This window comes from Xenorhabdus innexi (genome assembly GCF_002632485.1).
Taxonomy (GTDB): domain Bacteria; phylum Pseudomonadota; class Gammaproteobacteria; order Enterobacterales; family Enterobacteriaceae; genus Xenorhabdus; species Xenorhabdus innexi.
The window spans coordinates 102,831-123,200 of sequence record NZ_NIBU01000008.1 but is presented as its reverse complement, the minus strand read 5'-3'; the positions used below and the strand labels follow the sequence as shown (position 1 = coordinate 123,200).

Below are 20,370 nucleotides of genomic sequence, written 5' to 3'. Positions count from 1 at the left end.
CTCAGAGTTGGAGATAAATCTCGTGGCAAATCGATTAAATAAACGTCCTCGAAAAACGCGAGGTTATCAAACACCGAATGAGTTATTTAAAGGCATACCGACTCGTTTACTTCGTTCATAACGGTGTTGCACTTATTATGTGAATGCAAGATATGTTATCTACGTTAGTCGATTCAGCATAGCAATGTCATCATAAAAAACAAATAGAGAAGACTATTTCTGAGAGGGGTTATTAGGAGTTGAGGTAACCTAGCCATATAATTAGCTATATGGCTAGGAATTGATTAAATGGATACCACAATGCTATGAAATATGTATGTTATACTTCAGGAGATGTCAGGGTTTTTTGAATTTTATTTTTCCATATGAAAGGTTTAAAACCACCGTCTTTAGACGGTGACTTTGACTTTAATTCTTTGACCTACGCGCGTTTACGAGGTGCGTGGTTCGACGACTTTCAGTCGTCGGCACCGAAGTGCGCTAACCCACCTACTTCAGTAGGTGGTAGTTAAGTTTCAATGAACTGGCGGCGATTTCATAAGATTCATCATGATACCCGTTTTCATTCAGGATGAAGGCCTTAATACCTTTAAAATAACTATAAAATTCATCATTACTATCCCAGTGTTTGTTCACAATACTGAGAGTTTCAAGCATAGTTCCGGTCATACCATTATTGAATTCAATCATATGGCATGTATAAAAGCTGAATATATCTTTAGGATTTTTGATTAAGCATCTATAAAAATAATTTCTGGCCTGATAATAATTTTCTTTGATTAAAGAAACTATCCCGGAATTTATTAATTCAGCACGTTCATCAGATTCTTTTTCGCTGATTATTTCCAGTTTTCCCAGGAGTGATTTAGCCTGTTTATATTTACTTTTCTCCATTGAGAGAAGCAAGTCAACGATATGTATTTGTAATATTGAAAGGGAAATATTATTTGCATTAAGCCAATTTATATCTGTGAGTTTTTCGTTTCTTTTCATTCCCAGTATGCAATGATAACACTCATGTATAAATATTAAATCATCACTTGTATTAACAACTTGTGATATATTTGATTGTCATTAATTATCATAGGTAACAACCTCATTTATAGTTGATTGTTTCTATATGTTATTTTTTGAATAATCTTATGCCTAAATAATATATATAACAAACAAAAATTAAAATTAATGTGTTATTTCATCAGAAGGAATTTATTAGTATGGGGGATATATGGAATATTGTTACATATCTTCAACCTGCTGACAGCATTCCATAAGCCAGTCACTTAATGCCAATATCCGGTTAAGAACATAGCTATTTAAAATGGTTTTTTATTCTGATGTAAAAATCCCTTCTATATATGAGCGATTAAGCCGTATTGTAATTTGATATGGATTTTCTGGTTAATCCGCATAAATATAGCCTATTTCCTTGAAAGTATATTTTTTTGCCGGAAAGAGTAATCAGGGCAGGTATTGGAACAGCCTATAGAGTTCTATTTGTTGGGGTGTTTTAATGAGATGTATACAACCAGTTATTCCTTTTTACCGACAATTGTCCTTGTATATTCGATACCAGTGCTGACTGAAAAGATTTCTCTGCTTGACCTTTGAAATTATCATTATCGATAGGAGCATGGAAAGTATGATAAGAACCGGAAAGCAATATATAGAAGATTTGCGTGATGGGCGACTATTTTTATTAATGGAGAAAAAGTTACAGATCATGTGGATCACCCTGCCTTCAGGAATGCGATTAGAACTGTAGCAGGCCTGTATGATTATAAAGTCCAACATGCAGATAAAATGACTTTCAGGGCAGAAAATGGTGCACAAAGTAGCCTTTATCTGGCCTATGCGCTGATTAATCCACAAGGCGATCGTTCAAAAACATCGGGCGGGCATGAACAGAGTATCTACCATACGCTTGGAACAGTGGAAAAAATGCTAAAGGCATTGTCGTCCGGGGAGCTAAAATGGTTGCTACCGGTGCAGCATTGGCAGATGAAATACTGGTTGGTACGCATAAGCCGCTGAAAAAAGGTGTTGATGAACGTTATGCGAGTTAGTGGAGAAGATAAAAGCGCTTTAACCTACGCTTGGTTGCCATACTTGCCCCCGCAGTTTCTATCATTGTGGGGCAATAGCCGCAATCATTTGCTATCTTATTCCCATCAAAAATAATTTTCTGAAAGCGCTTGCCATCCTGCTTTAACAGGTCCATAATGCCGCCTCATTTTTGGATAGGCAGAGGAAAATTTCTCCACTAATGTCTAGAATGGATAAATAGTTTCCATTTTTATTGCTTATCCCTGATACTTTCCCATTAAGTGTAATTTCTATTTTTTATCCACAGAATTTAACATAACAACTATCTTGAATCGCCCGCTGCGGCTTTGTTTGTTGCACAGAGTTATCCACAGGCTATATGAGCGCGGCTAACTTTTTTAATTCATTATTTAAAATAATATACATTAATTAACTAATTGATAAATTAGGATAATTGACTTTGCATTGAAATTTCTGAATTGATATTTATCTTTTCTCCAATCTTTGATCGGAAAAGCATTTTTATTTTATTCACAAGGAAACAGACGGCTTTTTTAAGAAAAAATCAAGCTGATTGTATATTAAGCATCGCGGGGTAACCCTTTGGTAATTGCTCGTATTAATCGTTTTTGTTGCGATGTTTGAACGTCAATTACGTCAACATTCCGGCGGGATATTTGTTGAGCAATAGCCCAGTGGATATGTTCATCTAACATCTCACTTAAACCCATTCTTTTTTCTAAAACCAGTACGATTTCATCACGGTAGGGAGCATTACCCAATGCAACTGAAATATTACGCAGCCAGCGTAAATAGCCGATACGACGTATTGCTGAACCTTCTGTTATGCGCAGGAACTTTTCTTCACTCCAATTGAACAAATCAATGAGTTCAGGCGTATGCAATGCAGCGCGGGGGCTAAAATCGGTCTCATCCGTCAATTGTGAGAAACGATTCCAGGGGCAGATAAGCTGACAGTCGTCACAGCCATAAATGCGATTGCCCATTAATGGGCGAAACTCTTCTGGGATCACGCCATCAAGTTCAATGGTCAGATATGAAATGCAACGGCGGGCATCGATGGTGTAAGGCGCTACAATGGCACCTGTCGGACAGGTAGTCATACAGGCAACGCAACGCCCGCATTGCTCTTCCTGAGGAGAATCAACAGGCAGGGGAAGGTTGATCAGTAATTCACCGAGGAAAAACCAGGAACCTGATTCCCTGTTTAAAATAAGTGAGTGTTTACCAACCCAACCAAGTCCGGCTTTAGCCGCCAAAGGGCGTTCCATAATAGGAGCGGAATCGACAAAAGGCCGAAAATTAAGTACACCCTGATATTCATGGGCACAGCAGTATTCCTGAATTTGATCACCGAGCTTTTTAAGCCGCTGGCGTAGCAGTTTATGATAATCTCTGCCCAGTGAATAACGGCTAACATATCCCTGCTCAGGATTATTCAGTGTGCTGGCAAAAGCGGCTTTGGCGGGCAGATAATTCATGCGCACGCTGATAACCCGCAAAGTACCGGGCAGCAATTCATGAGGGCGTGCGCGCATCATGCCATGACGTGCCATCCAGTCCATTTCGCCGTGGTATTGCTTATCGAGCCATTCCTGTAATCTCGGCTCTTCTGTGGATAAATCGGTATCGCAGATACCAACTTGTTGAAAACCGAGGGAAAGACCCCATTGTTTGATGTTTGTTGCCAGAAGATTCAGATCGAGAGGGATAGCCATTGAATATTAAGTTACTGCGGTAAAGGGTGCATAGATTAACACAGCTTCTACTCTTCGTCCTTCAAGTTACTTTGTTTCCGAATAGAAGATATTAAATGATAATAGCTGCGTTATGTTATGGTTATTGGTTAAACTATCTAACTAATATGTCTTTCATATATCCTATCGGTTTCAGGCTGTGGCCTGGGAAACGAATACCCTGTGGATTTCAAAATGCATCGCGGCGGCAAGAGAATGAGTCCCCGGGAGCATAGGTAACTATGTGACTGGGGTGAATGAGCGCAGCCAACAAAGAGGCAACTTGAAAGAGGACGGGTATAGTTATATTCCAATAGGCTTTAACTCAATAAAACAATAGATAATTTTCTATGAAAGAACTTGTTTTATCACTTCCGAATGAAAATGCCACCGTTGCATTGGGCAATACAGTGGCAGCAGCCTGCGAACGCGGCTATGTTATTTATCTGTATGGCGATCTTGGTGCCGGAAAAACGACGTTCAGTCGTGGTTTCCTACAGGCTCTTGGTCATCAGGGGCATGTGAAAAGTCCAACTTATACACTGGTTGAACCTTATGCGCTACAGCCACGCCCTGTTTATCATTTTGATTTGTATCGTCTGGCAGATCCTGAGGAACTGGAATTTATGGGTATCCGCGATTATTTCCATCAGGATGCCATTTGTCTGGTGGAATGGCCGCAACAGGGAACAGGATTTTTACCTGAAGCTGATATTGAGTTGCATCTGGCCTATAACAATGAAGGGCGACAGGCTCATTTTGTGGCGTTATCTGAATATGGTGAAAGTTTACTGGATAATCTGAAATCCTTATGAAGGAATCCCTGACCATGATGAATGCCTTCTGCACGAAGACGATAAAAAAATGGCAATCCTATTGGCTGATGTTCTTTATGCTGTTTATTGTTCTGAGCCAATTGGTTATAACAACGGCGGCAGCATCGACATTATCAAACGTACACGTGAGTAACAGTTCATCTGAGGCCACTGTTACTCTGGGGTTCACTGGCGGGCGTCCTGAATATCGTTTTTTTCCTCTTCATAATCCTGAAAGGCTGGTTGTGGATATTCGTCAGTCAGCCAGTATCACAGGGTTGCCGATGCGTTTATCAGGCCAGAATCTGGTGAAAATAGTCCGCACGAGCCAGCCACCTGATTCGCAACATAAGCGGGTTGTATTGGAATTGGCTAAGAAGACAACAGCAGCTTCTGTTGTAAAGCAATCAGGGCATCAATATCAGATTATTTTTACTCTGAAGGCAGAAGGGGCAGTAAATCATTCTCCAATATCTAAAGAGAACTCCACATCTGGAGAAAACGCAAATTCACAAAAAAGTAAGCAATCACTAACAAATAAGGCTGCTTCTGAAGTCACTCCGATAATACAGGAAACTAAATCTGCATCTGCGCATAATGCGCCTGTGGTGAAAAAACAGGTAGCTAAAACTGCTCAGGGAAAATATCCGATTGTGATTGCTATTGATGCGGGGCATGGAGGGCAGGACCCGGGAGCGGTCGGGCCGAAGGGATTGCGGGAAAAAAATGTGACCATTAGTGTGGCGCGAAGGCTGGAAGTGCTCTTACGTAATGACCCGATGTTTAAACCAGTTCTGACACGCAATGGAGACTATTTTATTTCGGTAGCCGGACGTTCTGAGGTCGCCCGTAAGCATAAAGCAAATATGTTGGTTTCCATTCATGCAGATGCCGCACCTAATCGCAGTGCCAGAGGGGCTTCTGTCTGGGTGCTGTCTAACCGGCGTGCAAACAGCGAGTTGGGAAACTGGCTGGAGCAGCATGAGAAACAGTCTGAATTATTGGGGGGCGCGGGAGATGCTCTGGCCAATGGTACCGATCCGTTTTTGAGTCAGGCAGTGCTGGATCTGCAATTCGGGCATTCACAGCGGGTAGGTTATGACGTTGCTGTTAAGGTATTACAGCAGTTATCTCAGGTTGGCTCTTTGCATAAGCGCACGCCGGAACATGCCAGTTTAGGCGTTCTTCGTTCACCAGATATTCCTTCTATTCTGGTAGAAACAGGGTTTATCAGTAACACATCAGAAGAAGCGCTGCTAGGCTCCAATCAGTATCAGGAAAAGCTGGCGCAGGCGATTCATCTTGGGTTGCGTCACTATTTTCAGGCAAACCCGTTGCAGACAGCACCGAAATAATTTTAAACGGTATGTAAGAAAACCGGTAAGTTAAGAAAATACAGAAATAAGGTCGAATATGGCTATCAGGATACTCCCCCCACAATTAGCAAACCAGATTGCTGCCGGTGAAGTGGTTGAGCGCCCGGCATCGGTAGTGAAAGAGCTGGTGGAAAATAGCCTTGATGCCGGTACTACCCGGATTGATATTGATATTGAGCGTGGTGGTGCAAAATTAATCCGCATACGTGATAACGGCTGTGGAATCAGCCGACAGGATCTCACATTAGCACTGGCTCGTCATGCAACCAGTAAAATAGCCTCTCTGGATGATCTGGAAGCCATTGTCAGTATGGGTTTCCGAGGGGAAGCTCTTGCCAGTATCAGTTCTGTTTCACGGCTGACCCTGACTTCCCGCCCTGATGGGCAGGCGGAAGCATGGCAGGCTTATGCCGAAGGCCGTGATATGGAAGTGGCGGTAAAACCGGCCGCCCACCCTGTCGGAACAACGGTTGAGGTTCTGGATCTGTTTTACAACACACCTGCCAGACGTAAATTTCTGAGAACAGAAAAAACGGAATTCGGCCATATTGATGAGGTCGTGCGCAGAATAGCTCTTGCTCGTCTGGATGTGGCGATTAATCTGAATCACAACGGAAAACTGGTGCGTCAGTATCGTCCGGCTAAAGATGAATCTCAGCATGAGCGGAGATTGGCGGCAATTTGTGGTGTGGCATTTATGCAGCAGGCGCTGGCACTGTCATGGCAGCACGATATGTTATCCATTAAAGGCTGGGTCGTTGATCCTAACAGTTCTTCTGTTGCTGGTGATATTCAGTATTGCTATGTAAACGGGCGTATGATGCGTGATCGGCTGATTAATCATGCTATCCGTCAGGCTTATCAGGATTTGCTGCAAGGCGAACAGCAACCGGCCTATGTTCTGTATTTAGAGGTAGACCCGCATCAGGTTGATGTGAATGTGCATCCCGCTAAACATGAAGTACGTTTTCATCAGGCACGTCTGGTACATGATTTTATTTATCAGGGTGTTGCTGCGGTGCTGAAACAGCGCAGCAATGGTTCTGAACTAGCGCTGGACTGTCAGGAAAAGACGACAGACTGGATACCGGAAAACCGGATTTCTGCGGGAGAGAACCATTTTCTCCGACCGGAACAGGCAACCCCGGCAGCGTCGCAAAAAAACTCATCTTCTTCCCGTACCGCCTCTGAAACACCATCTTCAGGTCATCAGATCAGCCATAGTGGTATCAGGCAGCCTTATCAGGGAGAGAGTTACCAGAAAAAACAAGGTGAGCTGTACCAGAAGTTGATGCAGTTTGCTCCGGTGGAAAAACAGCCACTTTTTCCTGAAAGATCGGGTACTGAAAGAGTAATTTCGGAAAAGTCGGCTTCCGTCACAGAAAAAACATCATTAGCGTCTGTCCGTTCAACTACGGTACAGAAAAAAAGTAGTAGTTATAGTTTCGGCAAGGTATTGAGCATCTACGCATCTCACTATGCGCTGCTTGAATCTGCATCGGGCATTGGATTATTGTCACTGCCTGTTGCTGAACGCTGGTTGCGGCAGGCTCAATTAATGCCGGGAGAGCAGGGGCTAAAACCACAGCCGCTTCTTATCCCACTGAAGTTGTCTCTCAGTGAGACAGAAGTCAATGTTTTGCAGCAGAATAGTGAGCTATTAAAGACTTTTGGCATTGAATCGGTTGTAGCACATGGAAAAGTGACCATTCATGCGGTATCGTTGCCTCTGCGCCAACAAAACCTGCCAAAACTTTTTCCGGCGTTGTTGGGTTATCTGATGGAACAGTCATCAGTTTCAGTAAAACAGGTGGCAATCTGGCTTGCCCGCCATTTGGGCAGTGAAAGTGAACATGAAGCGTGGAATATTGCACAGGCTGTTCAGCTTTTAGCTGATGTTGAGCGTCTTTGCCCTCAATTAGTGAGCGCTCCGCCAGAAGGTTTATTACAATTAATTGATTTACAAGCAGTGGTGGCACTTTTTAATCATGAGTGATGTAAAAACTCAACATTTGCCCACAGCCATTTTTATTATGGGGCCGACAGCCTCAGGAAAAACGGCATTATCAATCGCTTTGCGTCAGCATCTTCCGGTGGAGCTGATTAGCGTTGATTCTGCACTGGTTTATCGTGGCATGGATATTGGTACTGCTAAACCATCCGCAGAAGAGCAGGCTCAGGCTCCGCATCGTTTGATTGATATTCTCGATCCTGCTGGAGTGTATTCTGCTGCCGATTTTCGTCGCGATGCGCTGGAACAAATGGCAGAAATTACGGCGGCTGGGAGAATTCCGCTCTTGGTCGGCGGAACCATGCTATATTTCAAAGCATTACTGGAGGGATTATCGCCACTACCTTCTGCCAACCCTGAAGTCAGGGCGGTAATTGAACAGGAGGCAGAGGAACATGGGTGGGAGGCATTGCATCAGCAATTGCAGGAGATTGATCCGGTTGCAGCTGCAAGAATCCATCCGAATGATCCACAACGTCTTACTCGTGCACTGGAAGTTTTTCGGATTTCGGGTAACACTCTAACTACATTGACTGAAACGTCTGGGGAAGTATTGCCTTATCGTGTTCATCAGTTTGCGATTGCGCCTGCAAGCCGTGAAATTTTGCATCAGCGCATTGCTGCCCGATTTGAGCAGATGATCAAATCAGGGTTTGAAGATGAAGTTAAAGCGCTTTATGCTCGTAACGATTTGCATACGGATTTACCCTCCATTCGTTGTGTTGGTTATCGTCAAATGTGGTCTTACCTAGCAGGCGAGATTTCTCATGATGAGATGGTTTATCGTGGTATCTGCGCAACCCGCCAGTTGGCGAAGCGTCAGATAACCTGGCTCAGGGGGTGGGACGATGTGGTCTGGTTGGACAGCGACCAACCTGAGCAGGCTCTGAAAACAGTCATGCAGGTTATTGGTACATAAATTCGTTGATTGTGTACAATTATCAGTACAAAGCATTATTTTTGAGTAGTTACTTTTTCGAACCAACGGGTTCTTAGTTAAAAACAACAAAATAAGGAAAATATAGAATGGCTAAGGGGCAATCTTTGCAAGATCCATTCCTGAACGCATTACGTCGTGAAAGGGTCCCGGTTTCTATCTATTTAGTCAACGGCATTAAACTACAGGGTCAAATTGAATCTTTTGACCAGTTTGTCATTTTACTGAAAAACACTGTTAGCCAGATGGTATATAAACACGCCATCTCTACTGTTGTGCCTTCCCGTCCGGTATCTCATCACGGTAGCAATGCCAACATGGCATCCAGCGTGGGAAATTATCAGGCTGGTAACAGTCCGGCAGCACAACAGGAAAATGATATCGCTGAATAAATCAGTGATAATGCCTGACATAAATAAAAAACATAGGTAGGGAGACTTTACCTATGTTTTTCCTATGGAATTTTATTCAGCCTGAGGGTTGCACCATTGTTTGATCGTTACGAAGGCGGAGAACTCGCCGTTCTGGTGCATGTTTTTTTCTCACAGGAAAAAGATACGGAAAATCTCAGTGAATTTGAATCATTGGTGACTTCCGCAGGTGTTTCTCCTGTGCAGATTGTGACAGGAAGCCGTAAGGCTCCGCATCCGAAATATTTTGTCGGGGAAGGCAAGGCAGAAGAAATTGCCGAAGCAGTCAAAAACAGCGGCGCAGATGTAGTGTTGTTTGATCATACACTCTCTCCTGCTCAGGAACGTAATCTTGAACGCTTGTGTCAATGCCGTGTTGTTGATCGTACAGGGGTGATACTGGATATTTTTGCCCAGCGGGCGAGAACACATGAAGGTAAATTGCAGGTAGAACTTGCACAGTTGCGCCATTTATCTACCCGCTTAGTCCGGGGCTGGACTCACCTTGAACGTCAGAAAGGCGGAATTGGTTTACGTGGCCCCGGGGAAACCCAGCTGGAATCCGATCGCCGTATGCTGCGCGATAAAATTAAACAGATTCTGGGGCGTCTTGGCAAAGTAGAAAGGCAGCGTGAGCAGGGGCGTCAGGCTCGTAACAAAGCAGATATTCCCACCGTTTCCCTTGTTGGTTACACTAATGCCGGAAAATCAAGTTTATTCAATAGAATAACCTCGGCTGAGGTATATGCTGCTGATCAGCTTTTTGCTACTCTCGACCCGACATTGCGCCGGATCGATGTGAATGATGTCGGGCCGGTTGTTCTGGCTGATACTGTTGGTTTCATTCGTCACTTACCGCATGATTTGGTGGCAGCATTTAAGGCCACTTTGCAGGAAACAAGGCAGGCAAGGTTGTTGCTCCATGTGGTTGATGCGGCAGATAACCGGCTGGATGAGAACATTCTGGCAGTTGACAGTGTGCTGGAAGAGATTGAAGCACATGATATCCCTTCTCTGCTGGTGATGAATAAAATCGATATGCTGGCCGATTTTGTACCCCGGATTGACCGTGATGAAGAAAATCGCCCGGTGAGAGTCTGGCTCTCAGCCCAAACTGGGGAAGGTATCCCCCTGTTATTGCAGGCACTGACTGAGCTTCTTTCCGGCGAGATTGCACATTATGAATTGCATTTGCCACCGGAAGCCGGGCGTCTGCGCAGCCGTTTTTACCAGCTTCAGGCTATCGAACGTGAGTGGCTGGAGGAAAATGGTCAGTTGGGGCTTGAAGTCAGGATGCCGATGATCGACTGGCGCCGTCTGTGTAAACAGGAACCAAATTTACAGGACTATGTTGTCTGAATGTTGTCTGATTGATTGGCGCGGGACGACAAAAAAGGTATTATTTTGGCCGCCATTTCAGAGTAGTTAGCGTTACGGAGTAACGGTAATGAAATGGCGGTGATGAAATGATTGTGCCAGAATTGCAGTGACGAAATCAGCACTGTCATCAGCACTGTTAAAAGTATCACCCAAAAATATTGGTTGCTTATGAAACGGTGAAGTTTATCGTTTTTGCCCATGGAGGTTGTGGCTGACTTGTCAGTAACAGCGGCCTGTGAAGTGGGAAGCCTCACCCGTGCGGGTGGAAGAGCAGTCACCTCTGTAAAACCAGTGAAAAACTAAAAAGTGGAGCTAAAACATGGCGTGGAATCAGCCCGGTAATAACGGACAGGACCGCGACCCGTGGGGAAGCAGCAATAATAATGGCGGCAACTCCGGCGGCAACAATAAAGGTGGTCGAAACCGTGGGGCAACTGATCTCGACGATCTGTTCCGTAAACTGAGTCAAAAACTTGGTGGCCTCGGCGGAAACAAAGGTGGAAATGGTTCTGGACAGAACCCTAAATTTGGTGGGCGTCTTATTGGTCTCGCCATTGCTGTTGTAGTTGTTGTTTGGGTTGTCAGTGGTTTCTATACCATTAAGGAAACAGAACGTGGTGTTGTTACCCGGTTGGGTAAATTCAGCCATATCGTACAACCAGGCCTGAACTGGAAGATGACATTTATCGACCGTGTTCGTGCTGTTAACGTTGAATCTGTCCGCGAACTGGCAACATCGGGTGTCATGCTGACATCGGATGAAAACGTAGTACGTGCTGAAATGAACGTTCAGTACCGCGTTACTGACCCTGAGGCCTATCTATTTAACGTCACCAATCCGGATAACAGTCTTCGTCAGGCGACTGACAGTGCTGTTCGTGGGGTTGTTGGCAAATACACAATGGAAAAAATCCTGACAGCGGATCGTACTATTGTGCGTAACGATACCCAAAAGGTACTGGAAGAGACTATCCGTCCATACCACATGGGGATTACCCTGTTGGATGTTAACTTCCAGACGGCACGTCCGCCTGAAGAGGTGAAAGCGGCATTTGATGATGTTATCGCCGCCCGTGAAGAAGAGCAAAAAACTATTCGTGAAGCAGAAGCCTATAAAAACTCTGTCTTACCAATCGCCAAGGGTTATGCTCAGCGTATTATCGAAGAAGGCAAAGCCTATAAAGTCAGTGTAGTTCTGAATGCACGTGGTGAAGTAGCAAGTTTTGCAAAAATTCTGCCTGAATATAAAGCCGCACCGGAAATTACCCGTGAGCGTCTCTATATCGAGACAATGGAACGTGTTCTGAGTAATACCCGCAAAGTGATTGCAAATGAAAAGAGCAACAACATGCTGGTATTGCCGCTGGATCAGGTTCTTCGCAGTCAGGCTGAAGCAGCAAAAGCTAACGCACCGGAAGTGAAAGTAACACCAGAACATCGCAGCACGACACATTCCACACCAACACATGGCCAATCAGGCTATGGCAGTGGCTATGGTGATTCAAGCAACCTGCGTGGTGATACGACAAGACAGGGGAGACCATAATCATGCGTAAGTCGTTCGTCTTTGTTATTGCCGCCATATTGGTTGTGCTCTATTCATCGATATTTATCGTATATGAAGGTCAGCGTGGTATCGTACTGCGCTTTGGCAAAGTAGTGCGTGATGCTGAAAATAAACCCGTGGTTTACCAACCCGGCCCGCATTTAAAAATTCCGTTTATTGAAACTGTCAAAACGCTTGATGCTCGTATCCAAACAATGGATATCAAAGCTGACCGTTTCCTGACCAGTGAAAATAAAGACCTGATTGTTGACTCTTATCTGAAATGGCGTATTAAAGATTTCAGCAGCTATTATCTGGCGACGGGCAATGGTTCAATCTCTCAGGCTGAAGTTCTGTTAAAACGTAAATTTAGTGACCGTCTGCGTTCTGAAATCGGTCGTCTGGATGTGCGTGGCATTGTGACAGACTCCCGTGGTCGTCTGACAACAGATGTACGTGATGCACTGAACTTGGGTACAAGTGATGATGACTCTTCCGCAGACGACGCAATCGCTTCAGCTGCTGCCCGTGTGAAGAAAGAAACTAAAGGTGAACAAGTTGCTTTCAACCCGAACAGTATGGCTGCGTTGGGGATTGAGGTTGTGGATGTCCGTATCAAGCAGATCAACCTGCCGGATGAAGTTTCAGGTGCAATCTACCAGCGTATGCGTGCAGAACGTGAAGCAGTAGCGCGCCGTCACCGTTCACAGGGTATGGAAGAGGCTGAAAAGGTTCGCGCGGCGGCTGACAAATCAGCGACTGAAATCAAAGCAGCAGCATATAGTGAAGCTCTGGTTCTGCGCGGTGAAGGGGATGCGGAAGCGACAAAACTGTTTGCTGATGCTTTCAATAAAGATCCCGATTTTTACGCCTTTATCCGTAGCCTGCGGGCGTATGAAAATAGCTTCAGGAATGAAGGAAATATCATGGTTCTCAGCCCGGATACTGACTTCTTCCGCTATATGAAAGAGCCATCGAAGCAACGCAGTCATGGTCGTGTTACTGACTGATGGTTTCTGACAGGCAGATGAATTGTCTGATATCTGTCTGAATTAATTCAGAGAAACCCTATCGTTAAGCCACTGTAAGGAAACTTGCAGTGGCTTCTTGCGTCAGTTTGTCAGCTCTTATTCATTATCTCGTCATTACTAATGCTTACTTAACAGTCGATTAATATGACGAAACGAAATAACAGAAGTGAGAAAAAATACTGAAAGGTGCTAAATGAGATGTTAGAATCCATTTTTAAGCAACCGAGTGAATTTTTGAAATGGGTAAGAACGTTGTCGTATTGGGCACCCAATGGGGTGACGAGGGCAAGGGTAAAATCGTCGACTTGCTGACTGAGCGGGCTAAATATGTAGTTCGTTATCAGGGGGGCCATAATGCGGGCCATACATTAGTCATTAACGGTGAAAAAACCGTTCTCCACTTAATCCCATCTGGGATCTTACGTGAAAATGTCATTAGCATTATCGCAAATGGGGTCGTTTTAGCACCAGATGCTTTGATGAAAGAAATGAAACAGCTTGAATCACGTGGGGTTCCTGTACGTGAGCGCTTGCTTATTTCTGAAGCCTGTCCATTGATCCTGCCTTATCATGTAGCATTGGACAATGCGCGTGAAAAAGCACGTGGTGCGAAGGCAATCGGTACAACTGGTCGTGGTATCGGCCCTGCATACGAAGACAAAGTGGCTCGCCGTGGTCTGCGTGTGGGTGATTTGTTCGATAAAGAAGCTTTCGCAGCTAAACTGAAAGAAATCATCGAATATCATAACTTCCAGTTGGTTAACTATTACAACGAACCTGCGGTGGATTACCAGAAAACTCTGGATGATATCCTGGCTATCGCTGATATTCTGACTGGCATGGTAGTTGACGTTTCTGACCTGCTCTACAAAGCAACTCAGAAAGGTGAGCTGGTAATGTTTGAAGGCGCTCAGGGTACATTACTGGACATCGACCACGGTACTTATCCTTATGTAACCTCTTCTAATACCACTGCTGGTGGTGTTGCTACAGGTTCAGGTCTGGGGCCGCGTTACGTTGATTATGTACTGGGTATCGTCAAGGCTTACTCCACCCGTGTTGGTGCAGGCCCGTTCCCGACTGAACTGTTTGATGAAACCGGTGAATATCTGCGCCAGAAAGGTCAGGAATTCGGAGCTACCACAGGCCGTAGCCGTCGTACTGGCTGGTTGGATATCATTGCTATCCGTCGCGCAATTCAAATCAATTCCCTGTCCGGTTTCTGTATGACCAAGCTGGATGTGTTGGATGGTCTGAAAGAAGTTAAAATCTGTGTAGGTTATCGTCAGGCTGACGGTACTGTCATCGACACTACACCATTGGCAGCAGAAAACTGGGAAGGTCTGGAAGCGGTATATGAAACCCTGCCGGGCTGGGATGAAAGCACTTTCGGTGTGAAAGAACACAGCCAGTTGCCAGAAGCAGCTCTGAACTACATTAAGCGTGTAGAAGAACTGACAGGCGTTCCTGTTGATATTATTTCTACAGGCCCAGATCGCGCTGAAACTATGATCCTGCGTGATCCATTTGATGCTTAATTGATTATTTTAATCAGTGAAGTGTCTATAACCGGGCTTTATGCCCGGTTTTTGCATTTTTGTGGGGCTAATAGCTTACTTTGCTTAATTTTAAAAATACCCACATAATGGGATCTGTTAATGATGATAAGCCAATAATATTTACTTATTTGGTTTCCAATAATCCCCGTTATATCCAGCCACCCAGAGGTGAGTGTGCAGTTAACCAGTTTTACCGATTACGGCTTGCGTGCCCTGATTTATATGGCTTCTTTACCTGAAGGTCAGATGACAAATATTACTGAAGTAACACAGGTTTACGGTGTCTCACGTAATCATATGGTAAAAATCATTAATCAACTGAGTAATCTGGGATTGGTGAATGCTGTCAGAGGAAAAAATGGCGGTATTCGTTTGGGAAGACCAGCCAGTGAAATTAAAATTGGCGATGTAGTGCGTTCACTGGAGCCACTCGGATTAGTTAACTGTGACAGCTGCCATATTACTCCGGCCTGTCGTTTAAAATCAGTATTGAATCAGGCAGTGGAAAACTTTTTGCAAGAATTAAATCAATATACTTTGGCTGATATGGTCGAAGACAATCGTCCCCTTTATCAATTGTTGCTGACGAAATGAAGCAGGAAATAAAGTACGGGGATAAACAGCTTACTGATGACAACAGAGGAATTGCGATGTCAAAAGATCCTTTTCAGGAACGAGAGGCTGCAAAATACGAATCTCCTATCCCAAGTCGGGAATATATCTTGGATATCCTTTCTAAACACACCACTCCGGTAAGCCGTCAGGAATTAGCACAAGAACTTAAGTTAACCAGCGCAGATGCGCAGGAAGCATTGCGTCGCCGTTTGCGGGCAATGGAGCGTGACGGGCAGTTAATTTTCACCCGTCGTCAGTGTTACGCGCTGCCGGAAAGATTGGATCTATTGAAAGGAACAGTCATCGGGCATCGTGATGGTTATGGTTTTTTGCGGGCGGAAGGCCACAAAGAGGATTTTTATCTGTCAGCAGAACAGATGAAAATGGCAATTCACGGTGATGTTGTTCTGGCACAGCCTTTGCGCCCGGATCGTAAAGGCCGTATTGAGGCGCGTATTGTCCGGGTGTTGGAACCAAAGAACAGCCAGATTGTCGGACGATATTTTATCGATGCCGGCATGGGGTTCGTGGTTCCCGATGACAGCCGTCTGTGTTTCGATATCCTGATCCCAAAAGAAGAAATTTGTGGAGCGAGGATGGGAAATGTCGTTGTTGTGGAACTGACGAATCGTCCAACCCGCCGAACTAAAGCCATCGGCAAAATTGTAGAAGTGCTCGGTGAAACGATGGGAACGAGCATGGCGGTAGATATTGCTCTTCGAACCCATGAAATTCCTTATAACTGGCCACCGATGGTGGAAAAACAGTTAGCTGGTCTGGATGAGAATGTACCGGAAGCAGCAAAAGAAGGCCGGATTGATTTGCGGACACTGCCATTAGTGACCATTGATGGTGAAGATGCCCGTGATTTCGATGACGCTGTGTATTGCGAAAGAAAACGTGGCGGAGGCTGGCGCTTATGGGTTGCGATTGCGGATGTCAGCTATTATGTTCGCCCACAAACGCCTTTGGATGCCGAAGCATGTAGCCGTGGTAACTCGGTTTATTTTCCGTCGCAGGTTGTGCCGATGCTGCCGGAAGTGCTGTCAAACGGATTATGTTCACTGAATCCAGAGGTTGATCGCCTGTGTATGGTTTGTGAAATGACAGTTTCTGCCCAAGGGAAACTCTCTTCATACAAATTTTACGAAGCGGTAATGAACTCCCATGCCCGTTTGACCTATACCAAGGTGTGGAAAATCCTACAGGGTGATCAGGAACTGCGGGAGCATTACAAGCCATTAGTGCAGCATATTGAACACCTGCATGAACTTTATCAGGCATTGGATACATCACGTGACGAACGTGGCGCTATTTCATTTGAATCTGAAGAAGCGAAATTTATCTTCAATGCAGAACGGCGGATTGAGCGGATTGAGCCGGTTTTGCGTAACGATGCGCATAAACTTATCGAAGAGTGCATGATTCTGGCAAATATCGCGGCTGCCCGTTTTGTAGAAAAACACCGTGAACCTGCGCTATATCGTATTCATGACAGGCCGAGAGAAGAAAGTATTCTGAATTTACGTTCAGTCTTTCATGAGTTGGGGCTGGAACTTCCGGGTGGTATGACTCCGGAGCCGAAAGACTTTGCCCGATTGATGAAACTTGTCTCTGAGCGTCCTGATCGTGAACTCCTGCAAACGATGTTGCTGCGCTCTATGAAACAGGCCATTTATGATCCGGAAAATCGTGGTCACTTCGGTCTGGCTCTGCGCGCTTATGCTCATTTTACATCACCGATCCGCCGCTATCCTGATTTGGCTTTGCACAGAGCGATTAAATATCTGCTGGCACAGGAAAACGGTACGGCTGAACAGCACTGGACACCAACCGGTGGCTGGCACAACGATATGGAGCAGATGCTGCAATTGGGTGATCATTGCTCATTGACTGAGCGCCGTGCCGATGAAGCGACAAGAGATGTGGCTGACTGGCTGAAATGTGATTTCATGCAGGATCATGTGGGTAATGTTTTCACTGGTCTGATTACCAGTGTGACGGGGTTCGGTTTCTTTGTCAGATTGCATGACCTGTTCATTGATGGTCTGGTGCATGTTTCTACGCTGGATAATGACTATTATCGCCACGATAATGTTGGTCAACGTCTCATTGGTGAATCTTCCGGTCAGACTTACCGGCTCGGAGATGAAGTAGAAATCCGTGTAGAAGCGGTTCACATGGATGAGCGCAAGATTGACTTTGCTTTACTTTCTACGACCCGCAAGGCCCGTAACAAAGGCAAAACAGCACGGGATAAAGTGAAAAAAGGGGCTTTTGAACGTAAAGGTGCCAAAAAAGGGCGTGATAATAAAAAGTCAGATAATTCTGCGCCGGATAGCAGTTTCCGTAAGAAGAAAAAAACGGAAAAAACTAATTCAGGCAATAAACCAGACAATCAGCCGGGAAGTGCAGGTAAAAAGAAAAAGACTTCAGACAAAACCAAAAAGATCACGGCAAAACTGAAAGCAAAAAACGCGAAAAAACGCGGGAAAAAAGCTGATAGTTAACTAGCGGAACATATAGACAATCGGGCGGTTTTCGCCGCCCTCCATTTTTTAGGTATCATCCAGTCATGAGTGAAATAATCTACGGTATTCATGCCGTTAAAGCCTTATTGGAGCGTGATCCACAGCGCTTCATGGAAGTTTATGTTTTAAAAGGGCGTGAGGATCGCCGTTTGACCCCGCTGTTGCAGGAACTGGAAAGTACCGGGATTTCTGTTCAGCTGGCTAACCGCCAATGGCTGGATGCACAGACAGAAAATGCGGTACATCAGGGGATCATCGCTAAGGTTAAGCCCGGACGCCAATATCAGGAGAACGACCTGCCGGATTTGCTGGCTCAGTGTGAACGTCCTTTCCTGCTGGTGCTGGATGGTGTAACTGACCCCCATAATCTGGGCGCTTGTCTGCGTACTGCGGATGCAGCAGGGGTTGATGCCGTTATCGTTCCCCGAGATCGCTCAGCACAGTTGAATGCAACGGCGAAAAAAGTCGCCTGTGGTGCCGCAGAAAGTGTGCCTCTGATCCGAGTGACTAACCTTGCCCGCACTTTACGTTTATTACAGGAACACAATGTCTGGATTGTAGGCACTGCGGGAGAGGCCACCCATTCGCTGTACCAAAGTAAGCTGACCGGCCCGATGGCTCTGGTGATGGGTGCAGAGGGTGAAGGCATGCGCCGCCTGACCCGTGACCATTGTGATGAGCTGATTAGTATTCCAATGGCAGGTTCGGTTTCTTCCCTGAATGTCTCAGTTGCGACCGGGGTTTGCCTGTTTGAAATCATGCGTCAGAGAAGCGTTCAATAGTTTCTTGAGTTTTTGTTACTGTACGGGTATAGTGACGCGTCGATTTTTCAGCCGTACTTAACACGTTCCTTGCCTCCATGGGCCACGGCTGACCCTGACAGGAGGCTGAATAATCCGTAAGGAGCAATGATAATGCGTCATTACGAAATCGTTTTTATGGTCCATCCTGACCAGAGCGAACAGGTTCCGGGCATGATCGAGCGTTACAGTGCAACTATCACTAACGCGCAAGGTCAGATTCACCGTCTGGAAGACTGGGGCCGCCGTCAACTGGCTTATCCAATCAACAAACTGCACAAAGCTCACTACGTTCTGTTGAACGTTGAAGCTCCACAAGAAGCGATTGATGAGCTGGAAACTAACTTCCGCTTCAACGATGCCGTTATCCGCAGCATGGTTATGCGTACTAAGCACGCAGTAACTGAACCATCACCAATGGTTAAGGCTAAAGACGAACGTCGCAGCCGTGACCTGGTCCTGGAAGAAGGCCTGGTTGATGATGTTGATGAAGCTGGGGATTCTGAAGAGTAATCACCGTGACAACCAATCGTTTGGTGCTTTCTGGCACAGTGTGCAAAGCACCGATACGAAAAGTCAGTCCATCCGGTATTCCGCATTGTCAGTTTGTGCTTGAACATCGTTCACAGCAGCAGGAAGCCGGATTCAACAGGCAATCATGGTGCAGAATGCCCGTTATTGCCAGTGGACAGTTGTTACAGGAAGATACTCACAGTATAACGGTCGGCAGTCGAATAACCGTTTCTGGATTCATTAACTCCCATTATGGGCGTAATGGTCTCAGTAAACTGGTTCTTCATGCCGAGCAGATTGAATTGATAGATTCTGGAGACTAGCCAAATGGCACGTTATTTCCGTCGTCGCAAGTTCTGCCGTTTCACAGCGGAAGGCGTACAAGAGATTGATTATAAAGACATTGCTACGCTGAAAAACTACATCACTGAAAGTGGTAAAATTGTACCTAGCCGCATCACCGGCACTCGTGCAAAATATCAGCGTCAGCTCGCTCGTGCTATCAAGCGTGCACGCTACCTGTCTTTGTTGCCTTACACTGATCGTCATCAGTAATAGGCACAGTCCATTCACGACTTTGAGAGGATAAGGTAATGCAAGTTATTCTGCTTGATAAAGTAGCGAACCTGGGTAGCCTGGGTGACCAAGTTAACGTTAAAGCGGGTTATGCCCGTAACTTCTTAGTTCCACAGGGCAAAGCTGTTCCTGCGACTAAGAAAAACATCGAATTTTTCGAAGCTCGCCGTGCTGAACTGGAAGCTAAACTGGCTGACGTTCTGACTGCAGCACAAGCTCGTGCAGAGCAAATCAAAGCACTGGGCACTGTGACTGTCGCTTCTAAAGCGGGTGACGAAGGTAAACTGTTCGGTTCTATCGGTACTCGTGACATCGCTGATGCAGTTACTGCTGCTGGTGTTGCTGTATCTAAGAGCGAAGTTCGCCTGCCTAACGGCGTTCTGCGTACTGTTGGTGAGCACGAAGTTCACTTCCAAGTACACAGCGATGTATTCGCACAATTGAACGTTAGCATTGTTCCAGAAGCTTAA

The 20,370-nt window shown here is 45.4% G+C and carries 19 protein-coding genes and 1 pseudogene; 18 read left to right on the top strand and 2 right to left on the bottom strand.

The window, feature by feature from the left end; all coding sequences use genetic code 11:
• Positions 1-121: pseudogene (locus Xinn_RS05245) on the top strand (IS30 family transposase); the annotation flags it as partial.
• Positions 122-489: 368 nt separating this feature from the next.
• On the opposite strand, the gene Xinn_RS05240 reads toward Xinn_RS05245, so the two are convergent.
• A complete protein-coding gene (locus tag Xinn_RS05240) occupies positions 490-993 on the bottom strand; it encodes a tetratricopeptide repeat protein (protein WP_086955094.1) in 504 nt (167 codons plus the stop codon).
• Positions 994-1,970: 977 nt separating this feature from the next.
• Here Xinn_RS05240 and Xinn_RS23395 point away from each other — a divergent pair.
• Positions 1,971-2,063, top strand: coding sequence for a hypothetical protein (locus Xinn_RS23395; RefSeq protein ID WP_244903171.1), 93 nt, complete (start codon positions 1,971-1,973; stop codon positions 2,061-2,063).
• Positions 2,064-2,624: 561 nt separating this feature from the next.
• Here the strand turns inward: Xinn_RS23395 and queG are convergent.
• Positions 2,625-3,782, bottom strand: a complete 1,158-nt coding sequence (gene queG, locus Xinn_RS05230) for a tRNA epoxyqueuosine(34) reductase QueG (protein WP_086955095.1) — start codon at positions 3,780-3,782, stop codon at positions 2,625-2,627.
• A gap of 368 nt (positions 3,783-4,150) precedes the next feature.
• Here queG and tsaE point away from each other — a divergent pair, with 368 nt between their 5' ends.
• From tsaE to rplI, 16 genes are all read left to right on the top strand, one after another.
• Positions 4,151-4,615 (top strand): tRNA (adenosine(37)-N6)-threonylcarbamoyltransferase complex ATPase subunit type 1 TsaE, encoded by a 465-nt coding sequence (tsaE, locus tag Xinn_RS05225; protein WP_086955096.1) that lies wholly within the window; start codon positions 4,151-4,153, stop codon positions 4,613-4,615.
• A gap of 14 nt (positions 4,616-4,629) precedes the next feature.
• Entirely contained in the window at positions 4,630-5,970 is a 1,341-nt protein-coding gene (gene amiB / locus Xinn_RS05220; protein ID WP_244590136.1) for an N-acetylmuramoyl-L-alanine amidase AmiB, read from the top strand.
• 58 nt (positions 5,971-6,028) lie between these two features.
• Positions 6,029-7,987 carry a DNA mismatch repair endonuclease MutL gene (mutL, locus tag Xinn_RS05215; protein WP_086955098.1) on the top strand — a complete coding sequence of 653 codons (1,959 nt, stop codon included), beginning with the start codon at positions 6,029-6,031 and terminating at the stop codon, positions 7,985-7,987.
• On the top strand, positions 7,980-8,921 hold the full coding sequence (gene miaA, locus Xinn_RS05210) for a tRNA (adenosine(37)-N6)-dimethylallyltransferase MiaA (protein WP_086955099.1): 942 nt from the start codon (positions 7,980-7,982) through the stop codon (positions 8,919-8,921). The genes mutL and miaA overlap by 8 nt, the downstream gene beginning before the upstream one ends.
• A gap of 107 nt (positions 8,922-9,028) precedes the next feature.
• A complete protein-coding gene (hfq, locus tag Xinn_RS05205; protein ID WP_086955100.1) occupies positions 9,029-9,331 on the top strand; it encodes an RNA chaperone Hfq in 303 nt (100 codons plus the stop codon).
• Positions 9,332-9,427: 96 nt separating this feature from the next.
• Positions 9,428-10,708: a ribosome rescue GTPase HflX gene (gene hflX / locus Xinn_RS05200; protein WP_086955101.1), complete on the top strand. Its 1,281-nt coding sequence runs from the start codon at positions 9,428-9,430 to the stop codon at positions 10,706-10,708.
• Between the two features lie 340 nt (positions 10,709-11,048).
• Positions 11,049-12,275, top strand: coding sequence for an FtsH protease activity modulator HflK (hflK, locus tag Xinn_RS05195; protein ID WP_086955102.1), 1,227 nt, complete (start codon positions 11,049-11,051; stop codon positions 12,273-12,275).
• A 2-nt stretch (positions 12,276-12,277) separates the two neighbouring features.
• A complete protein-coding gene (gene hflC, locus Xinn_RS05190) occupies positions 12,278-13,285 on the top strand; it encodes a protease modulator HflC (RefSeq protein WP_086955103.1) in 1,008 nt (335 codons plus the stop codon).
• A 260-nt stretch (positions 13,286-13,545) separates the two neighbouring features.
• Complete coding sequence (locus Xinn_RS05185) at positions 13,546-14,844, top strand: adenylosuccinate synthase (protein WP_086955104.1); 1,299 nt, start codon at positions 13,546-13,548, stop codon at positions 14,842-14,844.
• Positions 14,845-15,039: 195 nt separating this feature from the next.
• Positions 15,040-15,459 carry a nitric oxide-sensing transcriptional repressor NsrR gene (nsrR, locus tag Xinn_RS05180; RefSeq protein WP_086955105.1) on the top strand — a complete coding sequence of 140 codons (420 nt, stop codon included), beginning with the start codon at positions 15,040-15,042 and terminating at the stop codon, positions 15,457-15,459.
• Between the two features lie 56 nt (positions 15,460-15,515).
• Positions 15,516-17,990 (top strand): ribonuclease R, encoded by a 2,475-nt coding sequence (gene rnr, locus Xinn_RS05175; RefSeq protein WP_086955106.1) that lies wholly within the window; start codon positions 15,516-15,518, stop codon positions 17,988-17,990.
• Positions 17,991-18,055: 65 nt separating this feature from the next.
• Positions 18,056-18,793, top strand: a complete 738-nt coding sequence (gene rlmB, locus Xinn_RS05170; protein WP_086955107.1) for a 23S rRNA (guanosine(2251)-2'-O)-methyltransferase RlmB — start codon at positions 18,056-18,058, stop codon at positions 18,791-18,793.
• Positions 18,794-18,925: 132 nt separating this feature from the next.
• The gene (rpsF, locus tag Xinn_RS05165) at positions 18,926-19,324 is read left to right on the top strand and encodes a 30S ribosomal protein S6 (protein ID WP_086955108.1); all 399 of its coding nucleotides are present in this window, start codon (positions 18,926-18,928) and stop codon (positions 19,322-19,324) included.
• 5 nt (positions 19,325-19,329) lie between these two features.
• Complete coding sequence (priB, locus tag Xinn_RS05160; protein WP_086955109.1) at positions 19,330-19,647, top strand: primosomal replication protein N; 318 nt, start codon at positions 19,330-19,332, stop codon at positions 19,645-19,647.
• Positions 19,648-19,651: 4 nt separating this feature from the next.
• Positions 19,652-19,879: a 30S ribosomal protein S18 gene (gene rpsR / locus Xinn_RS05155; protein ID WP_000135199.1), complete on the top strand. Its 228-nt coding sequence runs from the start codon at positions 19,652-19,654 to the stop codon at positions 19,877-19,879.
• Between the two features lie 38 nt (positions 19,880-19,917).
• Entirely contained in the window at positions 19,918-20,370 is a 453-nt protein-coding gene (rplI, locus tag Xinn_RS05150) for a 50S ribosomal protein L9 (RefSeq protein ID WP_086955110.1), read from the top strand.